Raw genomic sequence first — 26,129 nt, 5'->3', positions numbered from 1 at the left:
AATATTTTTCCATTGGGAGGCTGATTGTGAAAAAAATGACTCGAAGGGTGTCCCTGGACGAAACCGACCTGGCAATCCTCGCCCTGCTGCAGCAGGACGCGAGCATTTCCAATGCCGAACTCAGTGAGCGCCTGTCCCTGAGCCTCACCCCCTGCTGGCGCCGACGCAAACGCATGGAAGAGGAAGGGGTGATCAAGGATTACCAGGCCAACCTCGACCGGCGCCTGCTGGGGCTGGACATCATGGCCTTCGTGCATGTGCGTTTTGCCACCCACTCCGACCAGACGCCGGATGACTTCGAGGCGGTGATCATGCGTCTGCCCGAGGTCCAGGCCTGCCACAAGATCACCGGTGACGCCGACTACCTGTTGCAGGTGCTGGCCCAGGACCTGGACAGCTACAGCGATTTTGTCGAGCAGGTGCTCAGGCGCCAGCCGGGCATCGCCTCGATCCAGTCGAGCCTGGCGCTGCGGGAGATCAAGGCCACCAGCCGCCTGGCGATTGCCCCGGCACCGGCCCGTTGAATCGAACCCGGGTTACTGGAACTCTCCGGACTCCAGGCAGAACGCGACCAGGGCCTGGTCGCTGTCCAGGTTGAGTTTGCGGATCGCCGAGATCTTCTGTGCGCTGACGGTCTTGACACTGCGCTTGAGGTTGGCGGCGATCTGCATCATCGATTCGCCCCGCACGAAGTGCCGCAGCACCTCGTATTCCTTGGGCGTGAGGCTGCTCAAGCCGTCGGCCATGGAGCGCACCGGGCTGCTCAGAAGCTCGTTCTGTTCAAGGCTTGGCGGGTAATGGATGCGTCCCAGGCGGACGTTCTTCAAGGCGCACAGCAGCTCGCTCATGTCGTGGCGCTTGAGCAGGACCGAGCGCACACCGATGTCGTACAGCGCCGCGACGATCATCGGGTTGGACATCATGGTCAACACCAGCACCTGGACCCGTGGAAAGTGGCGGATCAAGTAGGTCACCAGACGGATGCCGTCGCCGAACTTCTCGTCGCCCTCCATGAAGTAATCGGTAATCACCACGTCGATCCGCGGGTCGTCCGAGAGTTGCTGGATCAGCGCGCTGGGGGTGGTGACGGCGGCCACCACCTCGTACTTGGGTGTCTTGTGCAACAGGTCGCTGACGGCAGCGAGCACCAGGGGATGATCGTCGGCCAGGGCAACTCGGATTTTTTTCATGGTGGACACGATCCATTTTCTATAGGAAATGCGCAGAGATGCGAGTGCAGCGAGAGCTCAGTCGGGCTGGCTGATGTCCTGCAAGGCGTGCAGCAGCGTCAGGCTATTCGCGCGCGTGGTGGGCGTCAAACCGGCTTGTCGCAGGCTATGTCCCAAGGCTTCCAGCTGTTGAATCAAGGCGTCGTAGCCGGTCACCGCCAGGGACCCGCGGATCCGATGCAGCAGGTGGAAGATGTGTGGGTAATCCTGTCTGTCGATGGCCTGGCGCAATTGTTCGAGGTCCACCGCCATGGTGCTGATGAATATCTGTCGCAGGTTGCTCGATAGGCTCGCAGGTTCCGGGGGCTGGCGCAGGGTGGAGGGCGAAGCATCGTCTTCCTGCGGGTCGAGCTGGGTGAGCCGCAGCAGGCTGGCCCGCAGGGTCTGCAAGGGCACCGGCTTGACCAGCCAGGCGTCCATGCCGGCGGCCTGGCACCGGGTCTCCTCGTCACACATGGCATTGGCGGTGATGCCGATGATGGGGCGGTCATCCCCTGAGGCCCGCAGGATGCAAGTGAGTTCGTAACCGTTCATGCGCGGCATGTTGACGTCGGTCAGCAACAGGTCGTAGTCGCCCACGCGCCACAGGTCCAGGGCTTCGGCGCCATCGGCGGCCAGGGTGCTGCGGCAGCCCAGTTGCTGCAGTTGATGGCTCAGGGTCGCCTGGTTGATGGGGTTGTCCTCGGCCACCAGCACGTTCAGTCCCAGGGCCGGCAGGGCGCTGAGTTCCTCGGCCTGCTCGCTGGGGGTGTCGGCGGGACGCCCCAGGCTGCGTTCGATCAGCCGGCCGATGGCACTGAAATCACAGGCTTGGGCAAGGTTCGCGCCGGGGCCCTGGTAATGGCCTCCCAGGTCGATGCGGATCAAGCCGCTGGCCTGCTGCGGGGCCGTGTCGGGGCTGTCGTCCAGTAGGCACAGGACAATGCCCGGGGCCTGGGGAGCGGGGTTCGAGCCTTCCAGGGGGCTGGCTCGGGCGCCCCATTTTTCCAGCCATTGGCACAGGTTGCTGCTGAGTTCATGGTGGGGGCTCTGGACATAGACCCGGGCGCCGCTGAGCTCCGGCTGGCGTTCGGCGAGGGGCTCGCTGGCCACCGGCAGATCCAATTGCAGGGAGAAACTGCTGCCCAGGCCCAGTTCGCTGGTGAGGTGGATCCGGCTCCCCATCAGCGCGGCCAGTTTGGCGCAGATCGACAGGCCCAGGCCCGCGCCGTGCACGGTGTGGGAGTGGGTATCGATCTGGTAGAAGGGGATGAACAGTTGCTGCTGTTCCTCCTGGCCGATGCCGATGCCGGTGTCCGCCACTTGCAGCGATAGCCGTGTCCGGCCGTCACTGCCGGGTTCGGCCCGGGCGCGGACGATCACCTGCCCGGAATGGGTGAACTTGATCGCATTGCTGATCAGGTTGGTGAGGATCTGGCTGATCCGCCCGGGGTCGCCGAGCAGGGCCTGGGGCAGTGTCGGGTCGACCCAGGAGAACAGCAGCAGCCCCTTGTTCCGGGCACTGTCGATAAAGGCCGCAGTGCAGCGCTGCACCAGCGCCCGGGGATCGAAGGGCTGATCGCCGAGGGACAGCTGGCCGGACTCGATCCGGGTGATGTCGAGGATGTCGCTGATGATCTGCAGCAAGAGCGCCGAGGACACCTGGATGCGTTCGAGCAACTGGCGCTGCTCCCGGTCCAGGTCGGTCAGCCCCATCAGTTCCAGTGAGCCGAGGACACCGTAGAGCGGTGTGCGGATCTCATGGCTCATGGTGGCGAGGAACACCGACTTGGCACCGTTGGCCTTGTCGGCGGCCTGCTTGGCCTGGGTCAGTTGTTGCTCCATCTGGGCCCGGACGCTGAGGTCGGCGAAGGCACAGATCAGGACCTCCTGATTGCGGTAGCGGGTGGGCGCATAGGCGATGTAGAACGAGCGGCCGTCGTGGCTCTGATAGTTCTCCACTTCTCCCGGGCCCCGGGCCTGGGTGATCCGCTCCAGCAGTTCGTGTTCCAGCCCGCTGTCCTGCAGGCTTTGCCCGACCTGGGTATCGAACCACTTCAAGGCCAGGTTGTTGGCGAAGACGATCCGACTGTGTTCGCGGCTGAGCACGCACAGGGCCACCGGGGTGGTTTCCAGCAGGGTGCGGCTGAATTGGTCGTTTTCCACCAGCTCGGTGTGGGCCCGTTGCGCCGGCACTATTACCCGGCGCTGGTACCAGCGTGCGTAGCTGCGGCCGGCCAGAGGGCTGAGCAACAGCAGCAGCAAGACGCCCACCAAGGGCCAGCTATGCCCGAGGAACAGGGTCCTGTAGGTGAGCAGGTAGTAGCCGGTCCAGATGGCACTCTCGTCACTGATCCGGAACACCAGGCCGTCGCTGCGCAGGTTGACCTCCCGGGTCAGCTGCGTGGGCGGCGGGAGCTCCCCCAGCAACAGGCCGTCGTGCTGGCTTTGCAGCCAGAAGGCATCGTAGAAGTTGCGCTGCAGTGGTCGGGAAAAGACGTTGATGCGGTCCCGGTAGGTGAGGGTGGCAGCATAGGTCTTGCCCACGCCGTTGCCCAGGGACAGGCCGTGCAGCGGGATAAAGGCCAGCATCTGTTCCGGAAAGTCCTTGAGGTGAATCCAGCGGATCTCGTTGTGATCCGTGGCGCTGGTGCGTATGGCCTTGATGCTGGCCATCGCCAGGGCGGCGGACAGCCGCGGCTGGCTGCTGCCGACGGTGGGCACGGTATAGGTGCTGCCGACACCGGCATCCACCAGCAGCAGGGCCGAGGCCGGATAACTCGAACGCACCCAGAAACTCGAATAGAGATCCGCCAGGTAGCGACCCAGGCCAACGGCCCGGGGGCTGTCCAGGGGACACTGGGTCATGTCTTCGCACACCAGGGTGAACGGGACTTCCACCGACGACAGGCGGCCCTGGAACAGTGTGGCGCCCAGTGCCTGCTGTTGGTGCATGAGGTGGAAAACCTGCGGTGAGCCTTGGGTTGCATTGTTGTCTTCGAGTATGGGTTCTCCGGCCAGGCGCCGGAGCAGGGCTTGCTGCTCGCCCATGTAGCGGGTCAGCAACTGGAAATCCACGGCCATCCGTTCCTGCTCCTGACGGATGATCCGCTGGCCCCCCCAGAACAGGGCGCCGCCCATGATCAGCAGCAAGGGCAGAATGACGAACATGACGACATTCAGCCGTCGGAAGTTTTGGGCGATGCGTCGTAGCGGGATATCTGGCATGGGTTGGGAGAGACAGGCCGGGTGGGTGGCGAAAAGGGCGGTGTGACACTGCATCCCAGCAGTTGTGTAAAAGCGTCCAGCTCCAATGCCGCGGAAATAAGGTAACCCTGGGCGCTGTCGCAGCCAATCAAGCGTAGAAACTCCAGGTCACGGGCCGATTCTACGCCTTCGGCGACCACTTCAAGGCCCAACTGCCGGCCCAGTTGCACCGCCGCCACCAGGGCTGCGGCCCGGGCCTCATCGGCTGCGGCGCCATGGACAAAGTGGCGATCGATCTTCAGTTCGGTAAAAGGCGTGGAAATCAGCGCGTACATCGAACTGTAGCCCATGCCGAAGTCGTCCTGGGCCAGGCCGAAACCTTTCAGGCGCAGGCGGCTTGCGCCCATGTGGTACTGGCCGGGGGACAACGGCCGCTCGGTTTCCAGCAACTCGAAGCAGATATCGCGGGTGGCCAGCCCGGCCGCCAGGGTGATGCGTTGCAACTGGTCCGGCAGGCCGGGGTCTTCCAGCAGGCCGGTGGGCAGGTTCACCGAGACCGTGAGGCGATGGCCCAGGCGCTGCCAGTGCCGTTGCGCCTGGATGGCGTCGTCGAGCATCAGCAACAACAGGGCGTGATCCAGCCGGCAGCGGCTGATGGAGGCCAGGAAGGAATCGGGCATCAACAGGCCGAAGGACGGATTGTGCCAACGCACCAGGGCTTCGGCGCCGACGATCCGGCCACTGTCCAGGGCGCGCCGGGGTTGGAACCGTGCGCGCAGTTCACGACGGGCGATGGCCCGTTCCAGGACTTCGCGTTCGAACACCGGCTCATGCTCCGGGGGCAGTGGCAGGGCAGGGCCCTGGCCGGCCCCGATGATGGCGCTGATTTGCTCGACATGCCTGGCTTGCAGGGGCTTGGAGAAGGTGCCCAGCACCGCCAGGCCCTTTTCCTTGGCCATCAGGCTGACGCTGTTCATCAGTCGGCGGGAGCAGGAGGACACGATCGCCAGAATCGGTACCCGCTCAACGCCGGTCAGGGCATGGATGAACTGCACGCCATCCATTTCCGGCATGTGCAGGTCCAGCAGCACCAGGTCGTAGACCTGGCGGTGCAGCATGGCCAGCGCCTGGCGCCCGTCGAAGGCCGTGTCCACGGGGCCGAACCCGGCTTCCTGCAACAGTTGACTGACTTGCAGGCAGTGGAGCGGATGATCGTCCAGCACCAGCACTCGCAGCGGCTTGGGCAGGCTCACGTGACTTTCCTCTTGATTGATTGAAGCACTTCGCTAAGGGCGTCCAGAGGCACCGGCTTGATCAGCAGGTGACGGATCCCGGCGGCTTCGCAACGGCCACGCAGCAAGGGCGAGAGTTCACCGGTAATGCCGATGATGGGGCCGCAAAAGCCCTGTTTGCGCAGGGTGCGAGCGAACGACAGACCGTCCATGTGTGCCATCTGCAAATCAGTGAGGACCCCATCGAAGGACAGCAGGTCGCCACGTTTCAGGGCTTCGACGGCGCTGCTGCAGGCCACCACCCGGTTGCCCAGGTAGCGGCCCTGCTGGAACAGCACTTGCAGCGACAGCGGGCTGTCATCCACCGCCAGCAGTTTGAGGTCCAGGTTTGGGGCCAGGGCCTGGGGTGAGGCAAAACGACCTTCGCTGACAATCCCGGCCTGGGCCTGGGCCACGGCGTTGCGCAGGCTGTCGAGGCTGAAGGTGCGGGCCACCCAGCTGTCGCCGGCCTGAGGCTGCGGCGGGCCCAGGCCAGGGGCGTGCATGATCACCCGAGGGCCGCTCCAGTTGATGGCCCGGCAGGTGCCGAAGAAGGCCTCCACCAGCACCGCCTGGCGCGCCTGCGGGTTGCGGTCCGCGGAGTAGGGCAGCGCCAGGGCGCCCCAGCGGCGCAACCATTGGCAGAGGTTGAGGGTCACCTCCCGCACATCGCCGTGCACGTACACCGGGATCACCCCCAGGCGCGGCGCCTCGGCTTCGCTGACGATGGCGCACGGCTCCAGGTCCAGGCTGAAACTGAAACTGGAGCCCAGCCCCGGTTCGCTGATGGCTGCGAGCCGGCCTTGCATCATGAACGCCAGCCGTTCGCAGATGGCCAGGCCCAGCCCGGTGCCAGAGGCTTTCTGGCCCAGCCAGTCGGGCACCCGATAGTAGGGTTCGAACAGGCTGGCCTGAAACTGCGGATCGATCCCCGGTCCGGTGTCCGTCACCTGGAAGCGCAGCCTGGGTGGCTGGCCCGGAGGCAGTTCGCAGTGCAAGCGCATGACCACCTGGCCGGATTCGGTGAACTTGATGGCATTGCTCACCAGATTGTTGAGGATCTGGCGAATGCGTCCGCCGTCGCCGATGACCTGCTCCGGCGTGTCCGGGTCCAGAGTCACATACAGCCGCAGACCCTTGCTGCGGGCCCTGGCCGAGTAGCTGAAGGCGACCTCTTCCACCAGTCGCACCGCCGAGAACGGTGCGCAGTTGAGGGTCAGCCGCCCGGACTCGATCAACGACATGTCGAGGGTGTCGTTGATGGTTCGCATCAGCACCGAGGAGGCTTGCTGGGTGGCTTCCAGGTAGTCGTTCTGCTCGGGACTGAGGGCCGTGGTACGGAGCATTTCCAGGGAGCCGAGGATGCCGTACATGGGGGTGCGGATTTCGTGGCTGAGGGTGCTCAGAAACAGGGTCTTCTCGCGGTTGGCCTGGTCCGACAGACCTTTGGCCTGCAGCAGCGACTGTTCGGCCAGCTTGAAGTTGGTGACGTCACTGATGCAGCACAGCACCGCCGCCACGCCGTTGTAGCCGGTAGGGGCGCACGTCAGCTGGATGAACCTGCCGTCCGCCAGGGCGTGGTCGATGGTTTGCACCTGATCATGGGGTGTGTCGAGGATTCGCTCGCGCCATTCGGGCGTCGAGGCCAGCCAGCACCGGCCCGCCGCATTGGAAAGGATCAGCCGGCCGTTGTCCCGACGCATCAGGCACAGGCCCACCGGTGCCACCTCGATAAAGCGGCGATTGAGCGAGACGCTGTCGTTCAAGGCGCTGTAGTGGCGTATCGCAGGCTCCACCAGGCGCAGGCGGATGTAGCGCGCCCCGAGGAAGATCGCCGCGAACAGCAGCAGGGTCAGCAATGCGCTGCTGTACAGAGGGCCCGAGGTGTCCTGCAGCAGTTGGCTGACCGGTGCGTAGTACACCAGGCGCCAGCCAGCGTTGCCCACCGACTTGTTGAGCACTATGTAGTCCGGTAGCCCCCGCAACCGGTGCAGGCCGAAGGAGTCTTCGTCGGCCCGAAATTGCGACAGGCTCTCGGGGACCTGCCAGGCGGCGCTGTGCAGCACGACCGCACCGGCGGCGTCATAGAGCACGTATTTACCCTGGTGCAGCCCCAGGGGATCGAGGGCCAGGTCGATGTCGTTGAGCTCCAGGCCGAGCCAGCCATCGGCGGCGTTGCGCTCGTCCACCGGGCGCAGCAGATACACCTGTTTTTGCCGGCCGCTGGCGGCCCAGGACCATAGGGTTCGGGCCCCGGGGTGCTGGTACAGCAGGTTCTGTGCGGCGCGCTGGTCGAGGTGCTTGAGCCAGGGGTCGTCGATGGCCCTGGGGACCGACTCGATGGCATGGGCGCCCGCTGGGTCGTAGAGGGTGCGGATCAGGTCCTGCTCCGGCGCCAGGTACAGCAGGCGGCTGTGGGTGCTGTCGACTTCCTCCAAATCACGCGCAGTGAGCACCAGGGCCCAGTTCGATGCCGGGGGCTTATTGCCCAGTGGCAATAGGCGTAACTGGTTATTACTTGCGAGAAAGTTCCTGCTGTCTGAAGTAAGGCGTTCTTCGCTAGTGCCTACGGCTGAAGAGGAAATGGCCTTTAGCAGGCTCTCTCGCTGATTGAAGAACTGCTGGGCGTTAAATGCCGCGGCATTCATCTGCCGTCGATAGTTGGAGAGGGTTTCATTCAGTGACCAGTGCACCACAAAGCCCGCAATGATCAGGATGCAGGACAGCAGGCTGTACATGAACAGACGTAGCAGTACCACCGGAATATGGGCCCCGGCAAAGTGACTGGTTACGGGTGGCAAGTGGGCTTGTGTGTGCATCGGCCCATGGTAAATAGAACTATCTTTTGGCTTCTTCAGAATATTCTTAATGCCCGGTCTTTAAGAAGATTCTTATTTGTTAGTTGGTCTCTTGACTCGAACATGCGGGCCTCTTGTGTTTTAACGCAAAGGCTTGAAAGTTTATGACTCTGGTTAAGAACACGATAAGCGTAGCGGTCAGTTCGGCGCTGTCGTTGATGACACTTTCCCCCCTGTCCGCTGTGGCGGCCGACTACGACACGATCGATCTGTCCTCGCCTGGTGGGCAATCCCTGACCCTGGACGGGGCCAACGTCGAGCATTCCGGCAGCGGCCCGGCGGTACGGGTGAGTGGTGCGCAGAACCAGTTGCAGGGCAGTGACTACCAGATCAAGGTCACGGCGGGCAGCTCCGGCAGTTCGGTGGTAGGGGTGCAAGTGGAGGCCGGCGGCCAGGCCAGCTTGTCGGATGTGAAGATCACCACCGGTGGTTCCGATTTCGCCACGGGCGCGGTGGTCAGCGGCGCCGGCAGTAGCCTGACGTTGAACAATGCGCAGATCACCACCAGCGGTCACCAGAGTCGCGGCGTGACGGTCACCGCCGGCGGCCAGGCGCTGTTGTCCGGAGGCTCGATCAGCACCGCCGGCAACCAGGCCGAGGCGCTGTCTGCCAGTGGCAAGGGCTCCAGCATCAAGGCTGCGGACATGGCCCTGAGCAACAGCTCGACCGGTTCTGCCGTCGTTGTGCGCGCCTCCGACGGCGCGTCCGTCGAGCTGGAGCGGGTCAGCGTTGACTCCCAAAGCTTCATCGGGGCGATGTCCGCTGAAGGCGTCGGCTCGTCCATCAGTGCCAATGGGGTCGATGTCACGTCCAGCAATGGCCGTGGCATTGGTGTGACCAGCGCCGCCTTGACCTTTCGCAACGGCACCATCAACGCCAAGGGCGATGGCATTACCCTGAGTTCGCTCTATCAGGTGCCCGGTGGCACTGCGGTGGTGAGCGACAGTCAGATCACCTCGCAAAATGGCAACGGCATCAACGTCAATGCCGACCTGGCCACGGCCGATCTGGATAACGTGCAGATCACCACCCTGGGTGACTACGGCACGGCGATCTGGATGCCGGGGAGCAACACCCGGGTGGACGCCAAGGACACCCGTCTGGAAACCAAGGGGGCTGCGGCGGTGGGCGTCGACAACCGCGCCGGTGTGTTCACCATGGACGGCGGTGCCGTCATCACCCAGGGCAACAGTTCCCATGCCCTGTACGCATCAGCGGATACCCCGAACAGCCCGGGGGCGGTGTTCAACGTCCGCGGGGCCCTGATCGAGACGTCGGGCCGTGGCGCGGTGGGCGCCCTGGCGCGGATAGGGGGGGCCAAGATCACCCTCAACGACAGTCGCGTCGTCACCCACGGCGACTTGGGCTATGGCCTGTTCGCGTCTGGCCGGGGCGCCAGTGTGCAGTCGATCGACAGCGATGTGCTGACCTCCGGTGGAGAGGCCCATGGCCTGGCCATCAGCAACAACGCCAACTCCCTGCTCCAGGGTTCGACCCTGAGCACCGGCGGCGCCAACGCCAACGGCATTGTCAGTTACGCCACCAGCGCCGGTGTGGTGAATGAGGTTCAGGTCACCGCCAGCCACATCCAGACCCAGGACGGAGCAGGCATTCTGGTCAACGGTGGCGGCTTGAACACGCGCTTCACCGACAGCACCCTGACCGGCCGCAGCGGCGGTCAGCCGGGCACCGCGTTGTGGATCACCGACCGCACCAGTGGGGTGTTGGCGGAGGCGGTGAACCTGGAGGCGGTCAGGTCCCATCTGTCGGGAGACGTGCGGGTGGACGGCGGCAGCCTGCAGCTGTCCCTGGCCGATCACTCCAGCCTGGAGGGGGCAATCCTGGGGGGCGGGCGTGACACCCAACTGTCCCTGGACGACAGCAGCGCCTGGACCTTGCGCGGTGATTCGGTGCTCAGTCGCCTGGCCAACCATGGGGTGGTGGAATTTGCCGACCCGGGACTGGCAGGGGCCTTCAAGCAATTGCAAGTGACCGGCGACCTGACGGGCGATGGCCACTACATCATGAACACCGACCTGGGGCGGCAGCAGGGCGACCGCCTGATCGTCGGTGGCCAGGTGACTGGCGACAACAGCATCCTGGTCCGCAACTCCGGGTCCGAACCCGGGGCCGAGGGGCAACGCCTGACCCTGGTGCAGAGCGCCGGCGGCCCGGGTTCGTTCAGCCTGGCCAACCAGGGCGCTATGGTGGACGCCGGGACCTACCGTTATGGACTGCGGGCCGATACCCAGGGCAACTGGAATCTGGTCAATGTGGGCCGCAGCCAGCCGACGCCGGGGCCGGACAACCTGTCCACCGGTGCCAGCGCGGCCATCAACAGCAGCGCCATCGCCAGCTTGCGGGCCACTTGGGACGCCGAGCGGGCGACGCTGGTGCAGCGGGTCGGCGAGCTGCGTGAAGGCGCGCAGCGCCAGGGGGTGTGGGTCCGCGGCTTCGGTCAGCAGCAGTCCCTGGATAACGGCGTGGGGCGCAACTTTTCCCAGCAGGTGCAAGGCACTCAACTGGGGATCGATACGCGGATCGATACTCAGGGCGGTCAACTCGTGGTGGGTGCGCTCGCCGGATACAGCCAGACCGACCGCGACTTCAAGCGCGAAGGCAGCGGCAAGCTCGACAGCTATCACCTGGGCGGCTACGCCACCTACCTGGATGATTCGGGCTGGTACACCGATACCTTGCTGACTCTGAACCGCTGGTCCACCCGCCTGGACGTGTGGGGCACCGACGGCGCCAAGGTCTCCGGGCACGCGCGCAGCAAGGGCGCGGGGCTGTCGGTGGAGGCCGGCAAACAGATCGATCTCGGCGACCGCTGGTTCGTCGAGCCCCAGGTGCAGGTCTCCATGCTCTACGCCCGTTCGGACAACTACCGCCTGGACAACGGACTGCAAGTGGAGCCCGGTGATGGCTTGTCGACCCAGGTCCGCAGCGGCGCCCGGGTTGGCCGCAACCTGCAGCTGGACAATGGCACGCGCCTGCAGCCCTACCTCAAGGCCGGCTGGATCGAGGATCTTTCGGCGCAGAACAAGGTGCGTACCAACGGCATCGGCAGCCGTCCCGATGGCAGCGGTGGCGGCTGGTATGCCGGTGCCGGAATCACCGGGGAACTGACCCGCAACCATCAGGTGTATGCCGAGGTCGAGACGAGTGAAGGTTCGAACATCGACCGGCCCTGGGCGGCCAATGTCGGTTACCGCTTGAGCTTCTGAGGCGACTTCACGGCTGTTGGGCGTTGTGCGCCGCCTGCAAGGTCCGGCGCACGCCTTCGGCATAGGACGTCTTGGCGATGGGCCCGATCAAGCCTTGCAGGGCCGAGTCATCGAGGATCAGCGGCGAGCTGATCAGGTAGTGCATCTCCACCATCTCCCGCAGCAGCGGATCGAACAGCCCCAGCAGGCGCAGCAGGGGCTTGCCGATCACCCGCTGCTTGAAGGGCGCGCCGCCGTGCTGGCGGATCAGGGCCAGCAGGTCGCGCTGGCTGGTGACCCCGGCGCCTGCCAGGTGCCAGGTCCTGCCGAAGGCGTCGGGCTGGTCGATCAAGCGGCAGACCACCGGGCCCACATCCGGCACGAAGACGAACTCGTGGGGGCGATCCAGGGGCCCCACCAGGTTCGCGGTGCCGCCCTTAACCGCCGCCTGAAAGGCGCCGTGCAGCAGGCTTTTGTCGACCCCGGGACCGTAGAAGTCCGGCAGGCGCAGTACCGCCGCCTGGATACGGCCACTGGCATGGGCCTGCAACAGCAGGTCTTCCTGGGCCTTGCGCATGCGCCCCTTGAAGCTGTTGGGCTGGCGCGGATGGTCTTCGCGCACCGGATGGGTCTGGGCCATGCCGTAGGGGTAAACAGTGCCGATCAGCAGGACCTTGCGCACCCCGGCAGCGATCGCCCCTTCCAGGGTCTTGCGCATCAGTTGCGGGTGCAGTTCGAACTGCCAGTAGTCGACCCCTACCAGATAGATCAGGGTGTCGATTCCGGCCGCTGCGGCGGCGATCGACGCGGGCACGTCCGGGTCCCAGGTGACGCGTTCGGCCAGTGGGGCGGCGCCGAAGGCCTGGGCCAGGCCGACCTCGCTGCGGCCCACCACACGATAGGCTTGCCCCTGGCTGTGCAGGGCACTGGCAATGCTTTGGCCGATGGCACCGACGGCGCCGAACAGGGCTATTTGTGGCATGACAGGCTTCCTTTTTGTTGAAGAGAGCTTGCAGGGTGCGAAATCCTCGGCTAAATGGAAATTGCCCACTTGTTGATGGTTTCTATACATAAATGCATACCCTGACTGACCATCCGCCCAACTGGGACTGGTACCGGAGCTTTCTCGCCGTCCTGGAGACCGGCTCACTCTCTGCTGCCGGCCGTGCCATGGGCCTGACCCAGCCCACGGTCGGGCGGCATATCGACCAACTCGAGTCGGCCTTGGGCCTGAAATTGTTCATCCGTTCCTTCGATGGCTATGCCGCCACCGAAGCGGCTCTGGAGCTCAAGCCTTATCTGTTGCAAGTGGCGGCGGGAGACGCGGCGTTGCGCCGGGTCGCCAGCAGCCAGGGCGCGGGCGTGCAGGGCTGCGTGCGCATCTCGGCCAGCGAAATCATCGGCGTCGAGGTGTTGCCGCCGATTCTCGCCACCTTGCGTCAGCAGCATCCGCAACTGGTGATCGAACTGGTGCTGTCCAACCGTGCGGATGACTTGTTGCAACGGGAGGCGGACATCGCGGTACGGATGTTTCGCCCGACCCAGGAGGCGCTGTTGGTCCGCCGGGTGGCGGACATCGAAGTGGGCTTGCATGCCCATCGGGATTATCTGGCGAGCCAGGGCACGCCGGCTTCCCTGGAGCAGCTGGAGCAGCATGCCTTGATCGGGTTCGATCGGGAATCCGCCTTTATCCGCCGTCTGCAACAGCAGTATCCGCTGCTCTCCCGCGCCCGTTTCGCCTGGCGCAGCGACAGCGATCTGGCGCAACTGGCGGCGTTGCGCGCGGGGTTTGGCATTGGCGCGTGCCAGGTCCGTCTGGCCAGCGCCGATCCGCGCCTGGTACGGGTTCTGGCGCAGGAGTTTTCGGTGCGGCTGGAGACCTGGGTGGCGATGCATGAGGACCTGCGCAACAGCCCCCGTTGCGCGGTGACCTTCGCCGCACTGGTGCAGGGGTTGGTGGCCTACGCCGGGGCAGACTGAGGGCAGGGCAGCGTTGCGCGCAAGACGTGCCGCCCGTCGAGCGGCCTATTGATTGTCCGATACTCCCCAAAGTGATTTATCATACGCCGTATGTTTTTTCTCAAGGCAATGGCTATGGCATTCGGCAAGGTCTTCATCGCCACTTCGGTGGACGGTTTTATCGCTCGCAACGATGGTGCCATCGACTGGCTGCCCAGTGGCGAGTCTGGCGAGGACTATGGCTACGCGGCTTTCATGGCCTCGGTGGATGGCATCGTCATGGGGCGCGGGACCTATGAAAGCGTTCTGGGTTTCGAGTCCTGGCCGTTCCACAAGCCGGTGGTGGTCATGAGCCGCAGCCTTGCGGCTGAGGATGTGCCGCAGCACCTGCGGGACAAGCTGCGCATCAGCGCCGCGCAGCCCGCGGAGTTGGTGGCGCAGTTGCGGGGCGAAGGCTGGACACGGGCCTATATCGATGGCGGTGCGGTGATCCGGGCCTTTTTGCAGGCGGGGCTGATCCAGGAACTGACCCTGACCCGGGTGCCGGTGCTGATCGGCAGTGGGCGGCCCTTGTTTGGTGGGCTTGAAGGCGACCTGCGACTGCACTGTATCGCCTCGCGGCAGTATCCCGATGGGTTGGTCAGCACCTGCTATCGCGTCGAGGGGAGCCGCCCCGATGAATGAAAGCGCCAAGCGTAGCGGTCGTCCTGCTGCCGGTCGTTCGCTGAATCTCGATCAGGTTCTGCAGGCCGGCCTGAGATTGCTGGAGGAACTGGGCCCCGAGGGATTCGGCGGCCGGGCCCTGGCGCGACAGTTGGGGATCACCCCGATGTCGGTGGCCTATCACGTGGGCGACCAGCACAACCTGATGCGCCTGCTGGTGGAGCGGGTGCACGGCGTGCCACTGCCGGAACCGCAGGAGGACCTGCCAGCGCTGCAACGGGTCCAGGTGTTGCTCGGCCATTACATGGCGCGGGTCCGTCGCCATCCGGCCCTTACCCTGTGCGTGCTCAGCGATCCGCAGCTGTTCGATGGCGCCCTGGCTGCCTTCAGTGAGCGCCTGCGTGATGCCGTACGGCAACTCGACGATGACCCGGTGCTGTTCGACCTGCTGGTGGACTACACCCACGGCCACGCCCTGGCACTGGCTCTGGCCGGGGAGGGCGCGCCGGGGCTTGAGGGTGCTTTTGAGGCGGGGTTGCGGCGCTTGCTGCGCTGAGCAGTGCTCAGTCGGCAGCGCCGAGCATGGCGGCGAAGCGCTGCGCCGACCACTCCTTGCGGTCCGATACCTGACCGTCCCCCAGTTCCACCAGACGCAGCACGCCGTCGGCCCGCAAAACCACATCCAGCGAAAAAAACCGGCTGTCGATCAGCGCGGCGCACTCGTTCACCAGTGCCGGCACCTCGCCTTGTGCCGCATGGGCCTTGCCGTTGAGCACGAAGTAGCGCCGTTCGCTGTCCTCCAGGTAGTCCTCCCGGCGCCGGACACAGATGCCTCCCTCGATCTGCCCGCGATACTGACGCATGCGCTCTACCAATGGGGCTATGTCTGCCGGCGAAGCCACCAGGCTGCCGCTGCCGGTGTTCAGTGACTTGACGTAGTCCTTGATGAAATAGCCCGGCCAGTTCAGGTCTGCCAGTGCCTGGATAAAGTCGGCGTCGGGCGCCAGTACCCGGGTCTCGCTGGTGTACCGGGCCAGCAGCGGATACCACTCTGGCAGGTGATGGCAGTGTCGGTAGTGGGCCAGGGAGGTGAATTCCTTGGCGTCCTTGGCGTGCAAGTGCTCGAGCAGTGCGCCGTAGCCTTCGGGCGTCAGCATCCAGCCGCGGTAGAGCACCGGCTCGTCGCCTGGCACGGCCGGGGAAGCCTTGAAGCGGCCGCTTTCGAAATCCTCGAAAGAGAACAGCGAGGCGTTCAGGCCAGCGGCCAGCACCGCCTCATATTCGTCCAGGTAATGCTCGTCCGGGCGTTTGGGGTCGAACGGGTCGCTGGGATACAGCAGGTGCATGGCAGGTTCCATCGAGTGAAAGGGGGGCCGGGTCAAGGGACGCGGGTGAGGATGGCGTACGAGCGGTCGATGATAACGGCATTTGTGCAGGCTTTCTTCCTGGGCCCGCCGCGTCTCACATCTGTGCACGTTTATTCACAGAAAATCACTGACTGCAGACAGATTCCAACGCTTGCCATGGGGATACTGGGGCGGCTCCCGAGGAGCCTGAAGGATCGACGTGACCAGAGGAAAAACCCATGCGTTGCATGCTTGCCACCTTGCTGATCTGCACCTTGGGCGCGATGCCCCTGGCCCATGCCACCGCGCCCGCGGCGTTTCACAAGGTGTTCGACGACATCAAGCCGGACCAGCCCGGTTGCGCCGCCGGGGTGATGCGCGGCGCCAAAATGATCTGGAGCGCAGGGTACGGCGCTGCCGACCTGGCCACCGGCCGGGCGATCCAGGCCGACACCCTGTTCAACCTGGCCTCGGTGTCCAAGCAGTTCACCGGTTTTGCCATCCTTGAGCTCGAAGCCCAAGGCCGCCTGGATCTGGATGACTCGATCCGGCGCTTTGTGCCGGAACTGCCGGCCTATGCCGAGGGCATTCAGATCCGTCATCTGCTGCACCACACCTCGGGCCTGCAGGACTACATGCTGCTGGCGGAGTTGGCGGGGATTGCCCTGAACCAGCGCTTTACCCAGCAACAGGCCCTGGATCTGCTGTTCAAGCAGAACGCTCTGATGTTTCCCCCCGGCAGCGAGTTCAGCTACAGCAACAGTGGTTATGTGCTGTTGTCGAGCATCGCCGAGCGAGCCGCCGGCATGCCCCTCAAGGACTACAGTCGAGCCCATCTGTTCCAGCCCCTGGGCATGAGTCGCTCGAGCATTGTCGATCAGTACCCGGTGCAGTTGCCGAACCTGGCCCAGGGCTATGAACAGGGCGAGTCGTCCAAGGGCCCCGAAGCCGTGGACGCCCGCTGGGAACAGACCGGCGACGGTCAGGTGCACAGCACTGTGGCGGACCTGATGCTGTGGTTGCGCAACCTGTCCACGGGGCGGGTCGGGGGCACGGCGCTGGTGGAGAAGATGCGCCAGACCGAGCCCTTCAACGACGGTGACCCGGGCTATTACGGCATGGGCCTGGCCAACCGCAGTTATCGGGGCTTGCAAGAGGTGTCCCACAGCGGCAGTTGGGCCGGTTTCAGCACCGATGTGGCCTGGTACCCGAAGCTGGATGTGGCCACTGTGGTCCTGTGCAACAGCACGGAAGGGGAAGCGTCGGAGCGCGGGCACCGCTTGCTGGATGTCATGCTGGGCCCGTCCTGGTTACCCCGGTACACGGACATTCCCGCGCCGCCGCCGAGCATCAAGGCGCTGCCCAAGGCGTTCTTGAATACCTTGGTGGCCGGCACCTACCTGGATGATCTCGGTCATCAGTTCCAGCTGCAACGCACCGGCGATGGGTTTGTCCTGGACACCTTTCACGAGGTCCTGCCGTTGCTTCGCCAGAGCGATCAACTGATGGCGGCGGACAACGATGGCATCCCGATCTATCTGGCGGCGGCACCGGGGGCACGGATCGTTGGCAACAACCCGGCCTCGACCTATGTCCTGGCGCCGGCCTGGAAACCCGAGGACATCCGTCGTTATGTCGGCCTCTACGCGCTGCAAACCAGCCCCGGACAGCTCAAGGTCTACCCCCGGCAAGGCAAGCTCTACGTACGTATCGGCCAGCACAGCTACCCTTTGCAGCCGCTGACGACGGAGCGCTTTCGCGCCGGTGAACTGGGGGTGATCAGCTTTGCCGAGGAGGGTGAGGTGTTGACCAGCAGCGTGGCGCGCAACCTGCGGTTCAGGAAGGTGACGGGGCAATAGTGGCCAGTGCCGCCGTGAGCCACGAACCCCTCAGATCCGCCGGCTGTGCACCAGCAACCACAGCAGGTAAAAGCCCCCCAGCAGCCCGGTCATCAGGCCGATCGGCAGGTTCGCGTACCAGGCCAGGCGCTGGCTGAGCAGGTCCGCGGTCAGCAACAGGACCGCGCCCATCAGCGCCCCCGACACCAGCGGCACTTCGGCGCAACGGGTCAGGCGCCGGGCCAGTTGCGGGCCGGCCAGGGCGATAAAGGCGATGGGCCCGGCCGCCGCGGTGGCGATGGCGGTCAGGCCGACGGCCGCCAGGACCATGATCAGCCGGGTGCGCTCAACCGCGATTCCCAGTTGGGTGGCGGTGGCGTCGCCCATTTCCAGCAGGTTGATGCGCCGGGCGTGGTACAGGGCTATGGGCACAATGGCCGCAAGGCCCAGGGCCGCGGGCAGTACGTGGGACCAGGTGCGGGTGTTCAGTGAACCGGCCAGCCACAGCTGGGCGAACATCGCCTGGTCGAGGTTGCCGCTGACCAGCAGGATGCTGTTCAAGCCGGACAGACTGGCGCCCACGCCAATGCCCACCAGCACCAGGCGGTAGCCGCCGCTGCTGTGGCCTTTGCGCGCCAGGAGCAGCACTAACAGCGCAGTACAGAGGCCAGCGCCCACTGCTGCCAGGGACGTTGCCAGGGGGCCGCAATCCCACAGCATGATCTGCACGATGGCGCCGCTGGCAGCACCGGTGGTGAAGCCGATCACGTCCGGCGAACCCAGGGCGTTGCGCGAGATCGACTGGAAGATCGCCCCGGCCATGCCCAGGGCTGCGCCCACCAGGGTGGCGGTGAGCGCCCGGGGCAGGCGCACCCGATGAATCACCCGCTGGGCAGTGGAGTCCTGAGCGTAACCCAGGAGACTGGCCAGCACCTGATCCGGGGGTAGGGCCAGGCTGCCGGTGCCCAGCAACAGGGCCCAGAGCAGCAGCGTGGCGAGGATCAGGACGCCGCAGACCAACACCGTGCGTGGCCGCCAGCGCAGGGACAAGGGGCCCAGGCGCAGGGCATGAGGGCCCATCACAGGCTGCTCAGGCGAAAGCGCCTGACCAGGACAATGAAGCACGGGCCGCCCAGCAGCAGGGTGATGATCCCGGCGGCGATTTCCTCCGGTGCCGCCAGCACTCGGCCCAGTACGTCGGCCCCCAGCAGCAGGCTCGCCGCGAGCACTGCCGAGTAGGGCAGGATCCAGCGATAGTCCGGGCCCACCAGCATTCGCGCCAGGTGCGGCGCCACCAGACCGACGAAACCTATGGGCCCGGCCACAGCGGTGGCTGCGCCGGCCAGCAACATCACCGCCAGGCAGGACAGCAGCCAGGTCAGGCGCAGGTTCACCCCCAGGGCCTGCCCCAGGTCCTTGCCCAGCGCCAGGGCATTGAGGTTGGCGGCGACGCCCAGGGCGATGCACAGGCCGAGGGCGATGGCCATGGCCGGAACATGCAGCAGGGCGAAGCCGCTGCCGGACAGCGAGCCCGAGGCCCAGTGGCGGAAGTGGTCGAAGACCTCGGGCGGACTGTTGAGCACGATGATGCCGGTCAGCGAAGTGAGCATCACCGACAACCCGGCCCCGGCCAGCACCAGGCGTACCGGGTTGGTGCCGGTCTCATGGGCCTGGCCCAGGAGAAACACCACGACGCCGGCCAGCCCGGCCCCGAAGAACGCCAGCCACAGGTACTCGGCCATGCTGGTCAGGTGCAGCAGCGCCACGCCGATGATCACCGCCAGGGCCGCACCGGCATTGATCCCCAGCAGGCCCGGTTCGGCCAGGGGGTTGCGGGTGACGGCCTGCATCACCGCGCCGGCCATGCCCAGGGCCGCTCCGGCCAGCAGGGCAATCAAGGTGCGCGGCAGGCGCAGTTCCCGCAGGATCAGGTGCTGGTCGTTGTGCAGGTCGGCGGCGTGCAGCGCCTCCCAGGTCACGCTCAGGGGAATGGCCCGCGAGCCGACGGCCAGGCTCAGCAGGGCCAGCAGAACCAGCAGCGCGAGCCCGGCCAGCAGGCCCCAGGTACGGGGCGTGTTGCCTCGGGCAAGTCGCAGCGGTATGCCGCGGCCTTGGGCAGACAGGCTCATGGTTTAACGAAAGTGCCCGGCGACGGCGTCGATCATCTGCCGCCCCGAGTAGTAGTCGATGCGAAACGAGCTCGGACCCAGGGCGTAGACCCGCTTGTGGACCACCGCCGGCAGGTTGGCGAGCACCGGATCGGCGAGAAACGCCTGCACGTCGTTCTCGTCGGCGCTGAGCAGGAACACGCTGTCGCCGCTGATGGCTGCGGGCAGGTTCTCCCGGGAAATGAACTGGAAGTCCGAGGCACGGGTGACTTTCCCTGCCAGCGCCTCGGGCAGCTCTACCACCTTGAAGCCCAGGCCGGTGAGGAGCCGGGCCTGGGGGCTGTTGAGGCGGCCGATGGAATAGCTGCCGGCGATGTTGTAGCCCACCACGCTGACCGGACCGGGAGGCGGGGTGATGTGGGCTGCGGTGTCGGCGGCGTATTGGTCGAAGCGCTGGATGGCGGCCCGGGCCTGTGGTTCCAGGCCGGTGCGTTGGCCCAACTCGGTAGCGATGTCCTGCCAGCTGTGGTTCGAGTAGTCCACCACCAGGGTCTCGATGCCCTGGGCCTGGAGTTCGGCACGCTGGGCGATGACGCTGTCGGCGCCGGTGGCGGACACCACCACCAGGTCGGGGTCACTGGCGATCACCGCTTCGATATCGAATTGCAGGTTGCGGTACAGCACCTGCACGCCCCGTTGTTCGGCCACCTTGGCCCATTGGGAAAAGAACCCTTGCTGATCGGTGAGGCGACTGGCCGTGGTGGCGGCGCTGGCCACCAGCGGCGCGTCCATGGCCAGCAGGATTCCGCTGACGCTGGGGCTGGTGGAGACGATACGGGACGGGGCGGTCGGGGCGGCCCAGGCAAGGTGAGCGGACAGGGCCAGGACCGCTGCGCTGAGCAGCCGGACAGTAAGGCGTGGGTTCATCGTCGATCCGTTGGGCGGTGGGTGGAGTGCGGCTGGGGCGCCTTCTATTTCGCCTGAAGGGCCTGGACTGCAGGGCTTATATGATAATGCTTCTCATGCAATGTGTTCCATATTGTAGAATCCATTCCGCAATTGCAATACTGCAAGCGCCTGCTGCTCCAAGGAAAACCTGCCCATGACTCATCGTTTGCACGCGGATGCCGTGACCTTGCGCCACGACGCGCGAATCATTTCCCAGGACCTTTCCCTGGCCATTCCCGATGGCTCGTTCACCGTCATCGTCGGGCCCAATGCCTGTGGCAAATCCACCCTGCTGGCGGCGCTGTCGCGGCTGCTGGCCCCGGCCAGGGGCCAGGTGCTGCTCGATGGCAAGGACATTCGCCAACTGCCGGCCCGGGAGGTGGCCAGGCGCCTGGGCCTGCTGCCGCAAAGCGCCACGGCGCCGGACGGCATCACCGTCGCCGATCTGGTGGCGCGGGGGCGCTACCCGCATCAGTCGCTCCTGCGCCAATGGTCGCTGGAGGATGAGCAGGCCGTGCGCCGGGCGATGGCCGCGACCCGGGTCAGCGAGCTGGCCGAGCGACTGCTGGACGAACTGTCCGGCGGCCAGCGCCAGCGGGTGTGGATTGCCATGGTGCTGGCCCAGGAAACCCCGATCCTGCTGCTGGACGAGCCCACCACCTACCTGGACATCGTCCATCAGATCGAGCTGCTGGAACTGCTGGCCGAACTCAACCGCCAGGGGCGCACCATCGTCGCGGTGCTGCATGACCTGAACCAGGCCTGCCGTTATGCCAGCCACCTGATTGCGCTGCGGGACGGGGCCGTAGTTGCCCAGGGGGCGCCGGCGACGATCTTCACCGAGGCGTTGGTGGAGCAGGTGTTCGGGCTTGCCTCGATGATCATCACCGACCCGGTCAGCGGCACCCCCTTGATGGTGCCCAGGGGCCGGGTCGAGGCGCCGTCATCCGGCGCGCCTGATTCACTGGGTGACGACTCAGCGACGTGAAGGGAGCGGTTCCTGAGGAACTCGCTGGCCGCCGGTGGCCTGGTTGACCAGAGCGGCTTCGTGGAACAGCGCCTCGCGATCTTCCGGCGCCTGCAGTTGCCCCAGGTCGGTGACGGTGGTCATCACACAGACGATTTCCTGCTGGGCGTCGAACACCGGCGATGCCTGGCCAGTGACGTTGGACAGCAGGTGGCTGGTGAGCTCGGCCCAATGCTTCTGACGGACTTGATCGAGTACCGCGCTGCTGGGCGGGGTGCCGCGAAAGTGTGCCGGCTGCTGCTTGCGTGCGGCGTCGATGACGGCCTTGGGCAGAAAGGCCTGGAACACCAGCCCGCAGGCGGTGTTGTCGATCGGCAGGATGTCCCCCAGGGCCAGGGGGTTGATGGAGAAATAGGCGCTGCGATACCAGCGCACCAGGGTCGGCCCGCGGTCGGTCCAGATCGCCACGCCACCGCTGGCGGCATGCCGCTGGGCCAGGGCCTTCATGTGCTGGGCGGCAATGTCCACGGCATCGATGCGTTTCAGTGCGCCGATGCCGATGCTCAGGGCCGCCGGCCCCAGGTCATAGAGGCCGCTGACCGGGTCCTGCTTGGCCAGGCCTTCCTTGACCAGGCTTTGCAGGTAGCGGTGGGCGGTGGAACCCCCGGTGCCGGTACGCCGGGCCACTTCCCCCAGGGCCAGCTCGCCCTCGGCATTGGCCAGGGTGTTGAGAAAGCGCGCGGCAATGGAAACCGACTGGATGACCCCGGAGCGTTTTTCCGGTGGGGCATCCAGGGTGTCGTCCAACGGGTTGTGCGAAGTGTTCAACGGCTGGTCTCCTCAGCAATGTCTGGCCGCGTGGGGTGCGCAGGCTACGGCCTGCGTGGCGCTGGCACTAGCGGCGGCCATGATAGCGGTTTCGCCGTCGGCCAGGGACGGGCGAATGTACCCGGGCCGAACCTGAAGGTCATTCCAATTTGCAGAATGTATTCCGTATTGAGGAATTTGATGGCTACGTGATAGCCTAATCCTGAAAGAGGATCATTCTCATTTGGAAGGAAGTTTTGATGGCCCTTACGTATCGCACATTCAGCCACGGTATTGGCGTTCTTACCCTGTCCACCCTGCTGGCGACCCCGCCGGCCCTGGCTGAAGACAGTCGGGCCCGGGAGCACGTCGTGGCGAAGGGCGGCCTGGCATTGGACGCACTGGTGGTGACCGGTGAAAAACTCGACCGTGAATTGAAGGACACGGCGTCATCCGTGTCGATCATCACCGACCGCGATATCCAGCAGACCCGGACCGGCGATGGGTCGGTCTCGGAAGTCATCAACGGCAGCCCCAACGTGATCTACACCGATTCGGTGGGGGCGCCGATCATCCGTGGCCAGGACACCCAGGGGCCGAACAACGGGCAGAACGTGTTCTGGGGCGGCACGGTGCCCCGGGCCACCATCAACCTCGACGGGCACTATCTGAACTACAACGAGATGTTCTTCGGCGCGACCTCGGTCTGGGATGTGGACAGCATCGAAGTTTTTCGCGGCCCGCAGACCACCTCCCAAGGGGCCAATGCGATTGCCGGGGCGATCATCGTCAACACCAAGGATCCGACCTTCACCCCCGAGGCGGCCTACCAGGCTGAAATCGGCAGCTACCACTCGCGGCGCAGTTCCGTTGCCGTGTCCGGCCCTTTGGCCCAGGACTTCGCCGGGCGCCTGGCGGTGGACTATTCGGCCCGCGATACCTTCATCGACTACGACAACCCGAAATTCCAGGGCGGCAAGACCGACCAGGATTTTCGCAACCTCAACGCCCGGGCCAAGCTGCTGTGGCTGCCTACGGACATTCCGGGGCTGGAGAGCAAGTTCACCTTTTCCCACAACGACAGCAACCGCCCGACCCAGGAAGCCGCCTCGGCGCCGTTCCACAAGCTGGAACACAGCTCCACCACCATGCCCTCCTGGCAGCAGGACACCAACACCAGCATCCTGGATGTCTCCTATGAGCTGGGCAACGGCCTCAAGCTGTTCAACCAGGCCCAATACTCGTTGTCATCGGTGCACCGGGTCACCGGCGCGGCGGGCGAGGGCGATGCCGACATCCACCAGAAGAACGCCTCCAACGAATCGCGCCTGACTTTCGGTGAGAAAGAGGACCTGCTCAGCGGCATGGGCGGGGTCTACTACGCCCGCACCCGCACCGACGAAACCCTGAACCTGAGGGGCCGCTCGGCCTTCGACGACACCAAGACCAACCTGGGGATCTTCGGCGAGGTCAATTACCGCCTCACCGATCTCTGGACCCTGAGCACCGGCCTGCGCTACCAGCAGGACCACATCGAACGTACCGGCAACTCGGTGCTGGCCCCCGGCGCGCTGAACTATGACAAGACCTTCTCCACCGTTCTGCCCAAGGTGTCACTGGCCTACGCCGCCACCCCGCACTGGACCCTGGGCGGCCTGATCAGCCGTGGCTACAACCCGGGCGGCGTGTCGCTGAACCTGAGCACCCGGCAATGGGCCTACTTCAAGGAAGAGTCGATCTGGAACTATGAACTGTTCAGCCGCGCCAGCCTTCTCGATGACCGCCTGCTGATCAACACCAACCTGTTCTACATGGACTTCAAGGACGCCCAGTACAACATCCCGGTGGTGATCTCCCCCGGGGTGGCGCAGTCCTACACCATTAACGCCGAGAAGGCCCACGCCTATGGCCTGGAACTGGATTTCGACTACCGCCTGCTGGACAACCTGCGGCTCAAGGCCAGTGCCGGGACCCTGCGCACCCGCATCGACAAAATCTCCAGCAACGCCGGCTACGCCCACAACGAGTTCGCCCGTTCGCCGGGCTACACCCTGAGCTTCGGCCCCAGCTGGGACATCACCGAGCGCCTCAACCTCAACGCCCAGGTGCGCTACCTGGACGGTTACTACTCGGATGTCGCCAACACCTCGAGCTATTCGATCAAGCCCTACACCCTCACCGATGCACGCATGAGTTATCGCTTCAACGACCAGGTGCAGCTCTACGGCTACGTCAAGAACGTCTTCGACGACCGCTCGCCCACGTACATGCAGCAGAACCGCGGCATTGGCGGCATCGAAGCCAGCATGACCCAGCCACGGACCCTGGGCATCGGCGTCAAAGGGGCGTTCTGAGGCCCCGAGGACCCATCGCCGGCTGCTGCCCGAGGCGCGGTCGGCGTTCATTCGTACACAGGAGATTGGCAACAGATGAGTAACCGCAAACGCCTGCATATCGGCATGTCCCTGGCCCCCACCTGGCTCAGCGGCGATGCCTGGCGCCAGCCCGACAGCAATATCGAGGGTATCTACAGCGCCGACTTCGCCGTGGACATCGCCAAGCGCTCTGAGGCCGCACACCTGGATTTTGTGTTCCGCCCCGACGTCAGTTGCCTGAACATGGACGGCCTGGAAAGCGGCTCGGGTTTCGCCAGCCTCGACCCCACGGTGCTGCTGGCGTGCATCGCCCGGGAGACTTCGCACATCGGCCTGGTATCCACCGTCTCCACCACCTTTTTCCCGCCCTATGTGGTGGCGCGCCAGTTGCAGTCGCTGCACTGGGTGAGCAACGGTCGCGCCGGCTGGAACATCGTCACCGCCTTGCAGGGCCACGAGAACTTCGGCCTGGAGGCCATGCCCAGCGCGGACCAGCGTTATGCCCGGGCGGCGGAGTTCACCCGCCTGGTGCATGACCTCTGGGCCAGCTACCCCAACGACGCGCTGCTGCTGGACCGTGAGCATGGCCGTTACGCCGACCGTGCCAAGGTGCATCCGGTGGACCATGACGGTGAGCATTTTCGGGTGCGCGGTCCGCTCAACCTGCCGGCGTTCAAGGCGCGGATTCCGTTGATCCAGGCCGGCGCCTCGGACACCGGCCGCGACTTTGCCGCGTCGGTGGCCGATCTGGTGTTTGCCCCGACCCCGGACAAGGACGCCGCCCTGGAGCTGCGCCGCGATCTCTCCCAGCGGGCCCGGCGTCACGGTCGCAAGCCCGAAGACATTCGCCTGCTGCCCGGCCTGAGCCTGTATCTGGCCGCGACCCGGGAAGAGGCCCGGGAGCTGTTCATGCAGACCCACGGCCGTCCGGACAACGGACGCAAATTCGCCTCGATCAAGCAGATGCTCGGCCTGGACCTCAGTGACTGGCCCCTGGACCGCCCAGTGAGCGCGGCAGACTTGCCGGCCCCGGTGCACAACCCCGGCAGCCGCACCCATACCAACCTGTTGCGGCGTCTGATCGAGCGCGAGACCTTGCGCCTGGATGAATTGCTGCTGCGCCCGGAAGTGATTTCCGCCGCCCACTGGCAAGTGATCGGCACCGCCGAAGATGCCTTCGAACAGATCGTCGACTGGGCCGAGGCCGGTGCCATGGACGGCTTCATCGCCGCGCCCGGAGGCTCGATCCGTTCGATGCATATCTTCCTTGAACAGGTGGTACCGCGACTGGTGGCGGCCGGGCTGTTTCGCGAGGCCTACAGCGGCAGCACCTTCATGGAGCACCTTGAACAGCGCTGATGGAGAGGG

19 protein-coding genes are annotated in these 26,129 nt (G+C 65.2%); 9 read left to right on the top strand and 10 right to left on the bottom strand.

The window, feature by feature from the left end:
- Positions 1–35: 35 nt before the first annotated feature.
- Positions 36–524 carry an Lrp/AsnC family transcriptional regulator gene (locus FW796_RS17280; RefSeq protein ID WP_170004083.1) on the top strand — a complete coding sequence of 163 codons (489 nt, stop codon included), beginning with the start codon at positions 36–38 and terminating at the stop codon, positions 522–524.
- Between the two features lie 12 nt (positions 525–536).
- Here FW796_RS17280 and FW796_RS17275 read toward each other — a convergent pair whose 3' ends face one another.
- Genes FW796_RS17275 through FW796_RS17260 form a run of 4 tightly spaced genes read right to left on the bottom strand, consistent with a single transcriptional unit; the run spans position 537 to position 8,505 of the window.
- A complete protein-coding gene (locus FW796_RS17275) occupies positions 537–1,190 on the bottom strand; it encodes a response regulator (protein WP_346635343.1) in 654 nt (217 codons plus the stop codon).
- A 57-nt stretch (positions 1,191–1,247) separates the two neighbouring features.
- The gene (locus FW796_RS17270; RefSeq protein ID WP_446439645.1) at positions 1,248–4,379 is read right to left on the bottom strand and encodes an ATP-binding protein; all 3,132 of its coding nucleotides are present in this window, start codon (positions 4,377–4,379) and stop codon (positions 1,248–1,250) included.
- Between the two features lie 8 nt (positions 4,380–4,387).
- Complete coding sequence (locus FW796_RS17265) at positions 4,388–5,668, bottom strand: EAL domain-containing response regulator (RefSeq protein WP_346635345.1); 1,281 nt, start codon at positions 5,666–5,668, stop codon at positions 4,388–4,390.
- A complete protein-coding gene (locus tag FW796_RS17260) occupies positions 5,665–8,505 on the bottom strand; it encodes an ATP-binding protein (RefSeq protein ID WP_446439644.1) in 2,841 nt (946 codons plus the stop codon). Before FW796_RS17260 ends, FW796_RS17265 begins: the two co-directional genes overlap by 4 nt.
- 143 nt (positions 8,506–8,648) lie before the next feature.
- Between FW796_RS17260 and FW796_RS17255 the strand changes: the two genes are divergently transcribed.
- Complete coding sequence (locus tag FW796_RS17255; RefSeq protein WP_446439643.1) at positions 8,649–11,771, top strand: autotransporter outer membrane beta-barrel domain-containing protein; 3,123 nt, start codon at positions 8,649–8,651, stop codon at positions 11,769–11,771.
- Between the two features lie 7 nt (positions 11,772–11,778).
- Here the strand turns inward: FW796_RS17255 and FW796_RS17250 are convergent, their stop codons facing one another.
- A complete protein-coding gene (locus tag FW796_RS17250; RefSeq protein ID WP_446439642.1) occupies positions 11,779–12,732 on the bottom strand; it encodes an SDR family oxidoreductase in 954 nt (317 codons plus the stop codon).
- Positions 12,733–12,824: 92 nt separating this feature from the next.
- On the opposite strand from FW796_RS17250, the gene FW796_RS17245 reads away from it, so the two are divergent.
- From FW796_RS17245 to FW796_RS17235, 3 genes are all read left to right on the top strand, one after another.
- Entirely contained in the window at positions 12,825–13,730 is a 906-nt protein-coding gene (locus tag FW796_RS17245; protein ID WP_446439641.1) for a LysR family transcriptional regulator, read from the top strand.
- 114 nt (positions 13,731–13,844) lie between these two features.
- On the top strand, positions 13,845–14,393 hold the full coding sequence (locus FW796_RS17240) for a dihydrofolate reductase family protein (protein ID WP_346635382.1): 549 nt from the start codon (positions 13,845–13,847) through the stop codon (positions 14,391–14,393).
- Positions 14,386–14,928, top strand: coding sequence for a TetR/AcrR family transcriptional regulator (locus FW796_RS17235; protein ID WP_446439640.1), 543 nt, complete (start codon positions 14,386–14,388; stop codon positions 14,926–14,928). Before FW796_RS17240 ends, FW796_RS17235 begins: the two co-directional genes overlap by 8 nt.
- A gap of 7 nt (positions 14,929–14,935) precedes the next feature.
- Here FW796_RS17235 and FW796_RS17230 read toward each other — a convergent pair whose 3' ends face one another.
- Complete coding sequence (locus tag FW796_RS17230) at positions 14,936–15,718, bottom strand: ATP-grasp domain-containing protein (protein WP_446439639.1); 783 nt, start codon at positions 15,716–15,718, stop codon at positions 14,936–14,938.
- Between the two features lie 239 nt (positions 15,719–15,957).
- Here FW796_RS17230 and FW796_RS17225 point away from each other — a divergent pair, with 239 nt between their 5' ends.
- Positions 15,958–17,577, top strand: a complete 1,620-nt coding sequence (locus FW796_RS17225) for a serine hydrolase domain-containing protein (protein ID WP_346635352.1) — start codon at positions 15,958–15,960, stop codon at positions 17,575–17,577.
- Between the two features lie 30 nt (positions 17,578–17,607).
- On the opposite strand, the gene FW796_RS17220 is transcribed toward FW796_RS17225, so the two are convergent.
- Genes FW796_RS17220 through fepB form a run of 3 tightly spaced genes read right to left on the bottom strand, consistent with a single transcriptional unit; the run spans position 17,608 to position 20,591 of the window.
- Positions 17,608–18,639, bottom strand: coding sequence for a FecCD family ABC transporter permease (locus FW796_RS17220; RefSeq protein WP_346635353.1), 1,032 nt, complete (start codon positions 18,637–18,639; stop codon positions 17,608–17,610).
- On the bottom strand, positions 18,636–19,685 hold the full coding sequence (locus tag FW796_RS17215) for a FecCD family ABC transporter permease (protein WP_446439638.1): 1,050 nt from the start codon (positions 19,683–19,685) through the stop codon (positions 18,636–18,638). The genes FW796_RS17220 and FW796_RS17215 overlap by 4 nt, the downstream gene beginning before the upstream one ends.
- Positions 19,686–19,688: 3 nt before the next feature.
- Entirely contained in the window at positions 19,689–20,591 is a 903-nt protein-coding gene (fepB, locus tag FW796_RS17210; RefSeq protein WP_446439637.1) for a Fe2+-enterobactin ABC transporter substrate-binding protein, read from the bottom strand.
- Positions 20,592–20,766: 175 nt separating this feature from the next.
- Here fepB and FW796_RS17205 point away from each other — a divergent pair, with 175 nt between their 5' ends.
- Positions 20,767–21,600: an ABC transporter ATP-binding protein gene (locus FW796_RS17205; protein WP_346635356.1), complete on the top strand. Its 834-nt coding sequence runs from the start codon at positions 20,767–20,769 to the stop codon at positions 21,598–21,600.
- On the opposite strand, the gene FW796_RS17200 is transcribed toward FW796_RS17205, so the two are convergent.
- On the bottom strand, positions 21,589–22,374 hold the full coding sequence (locus FW796_RS17200) for an IclR family transcriptional regulator (protein ID WP_185073431.1): 786 nt from the start codon (positions 22,372–22,374) through the stop codon (positions 21,589–21,591). The two genes, FW796_RS17205 and FW796_RS17200, sit on opposite strands and share 12 nt — an antisense overlap.
- A 272-nt stretch (positions 22,375–22,646) precedes the next feature.
- Here FW796_RS17200 and FW796_RS17195 point away from each other — a divergent pair, with 272 nt between their 5' ends.
- Positions 22,647–24,740 (top strand): TonB-dependent receptor, encoded by a 2,094-nt coding sequence (locus tag FW796_RS17195; protein WP_430962742.1) that lies wholly within the window; start codon positions 22,647–22,649, stop codon positions 24,738–24,740.
- Between the two features lie 75 nt (positions 24,741–24,815).
- Complete coding sequence (locus tag FW796_RS17190; RefSeq protein ID WP_446439636.1) at positions 24,816–26,120, top strand: NtaA/DmoA family FMN-dependent monooxygenase; 1,305 nt, start codon at positions 24,816–24,818, stop codon at positions 26,118–26,120.
- Positions 26,121–26,129: the final 9 nt, after the last annotated feature.

The sequence above is a fragment of the Pseudomonas sp. 910_21 genome (genome assembly GCF_052850735.1).
This window is presented reverse-complemented; position numbering and strand designations above follow the sequence as displayed.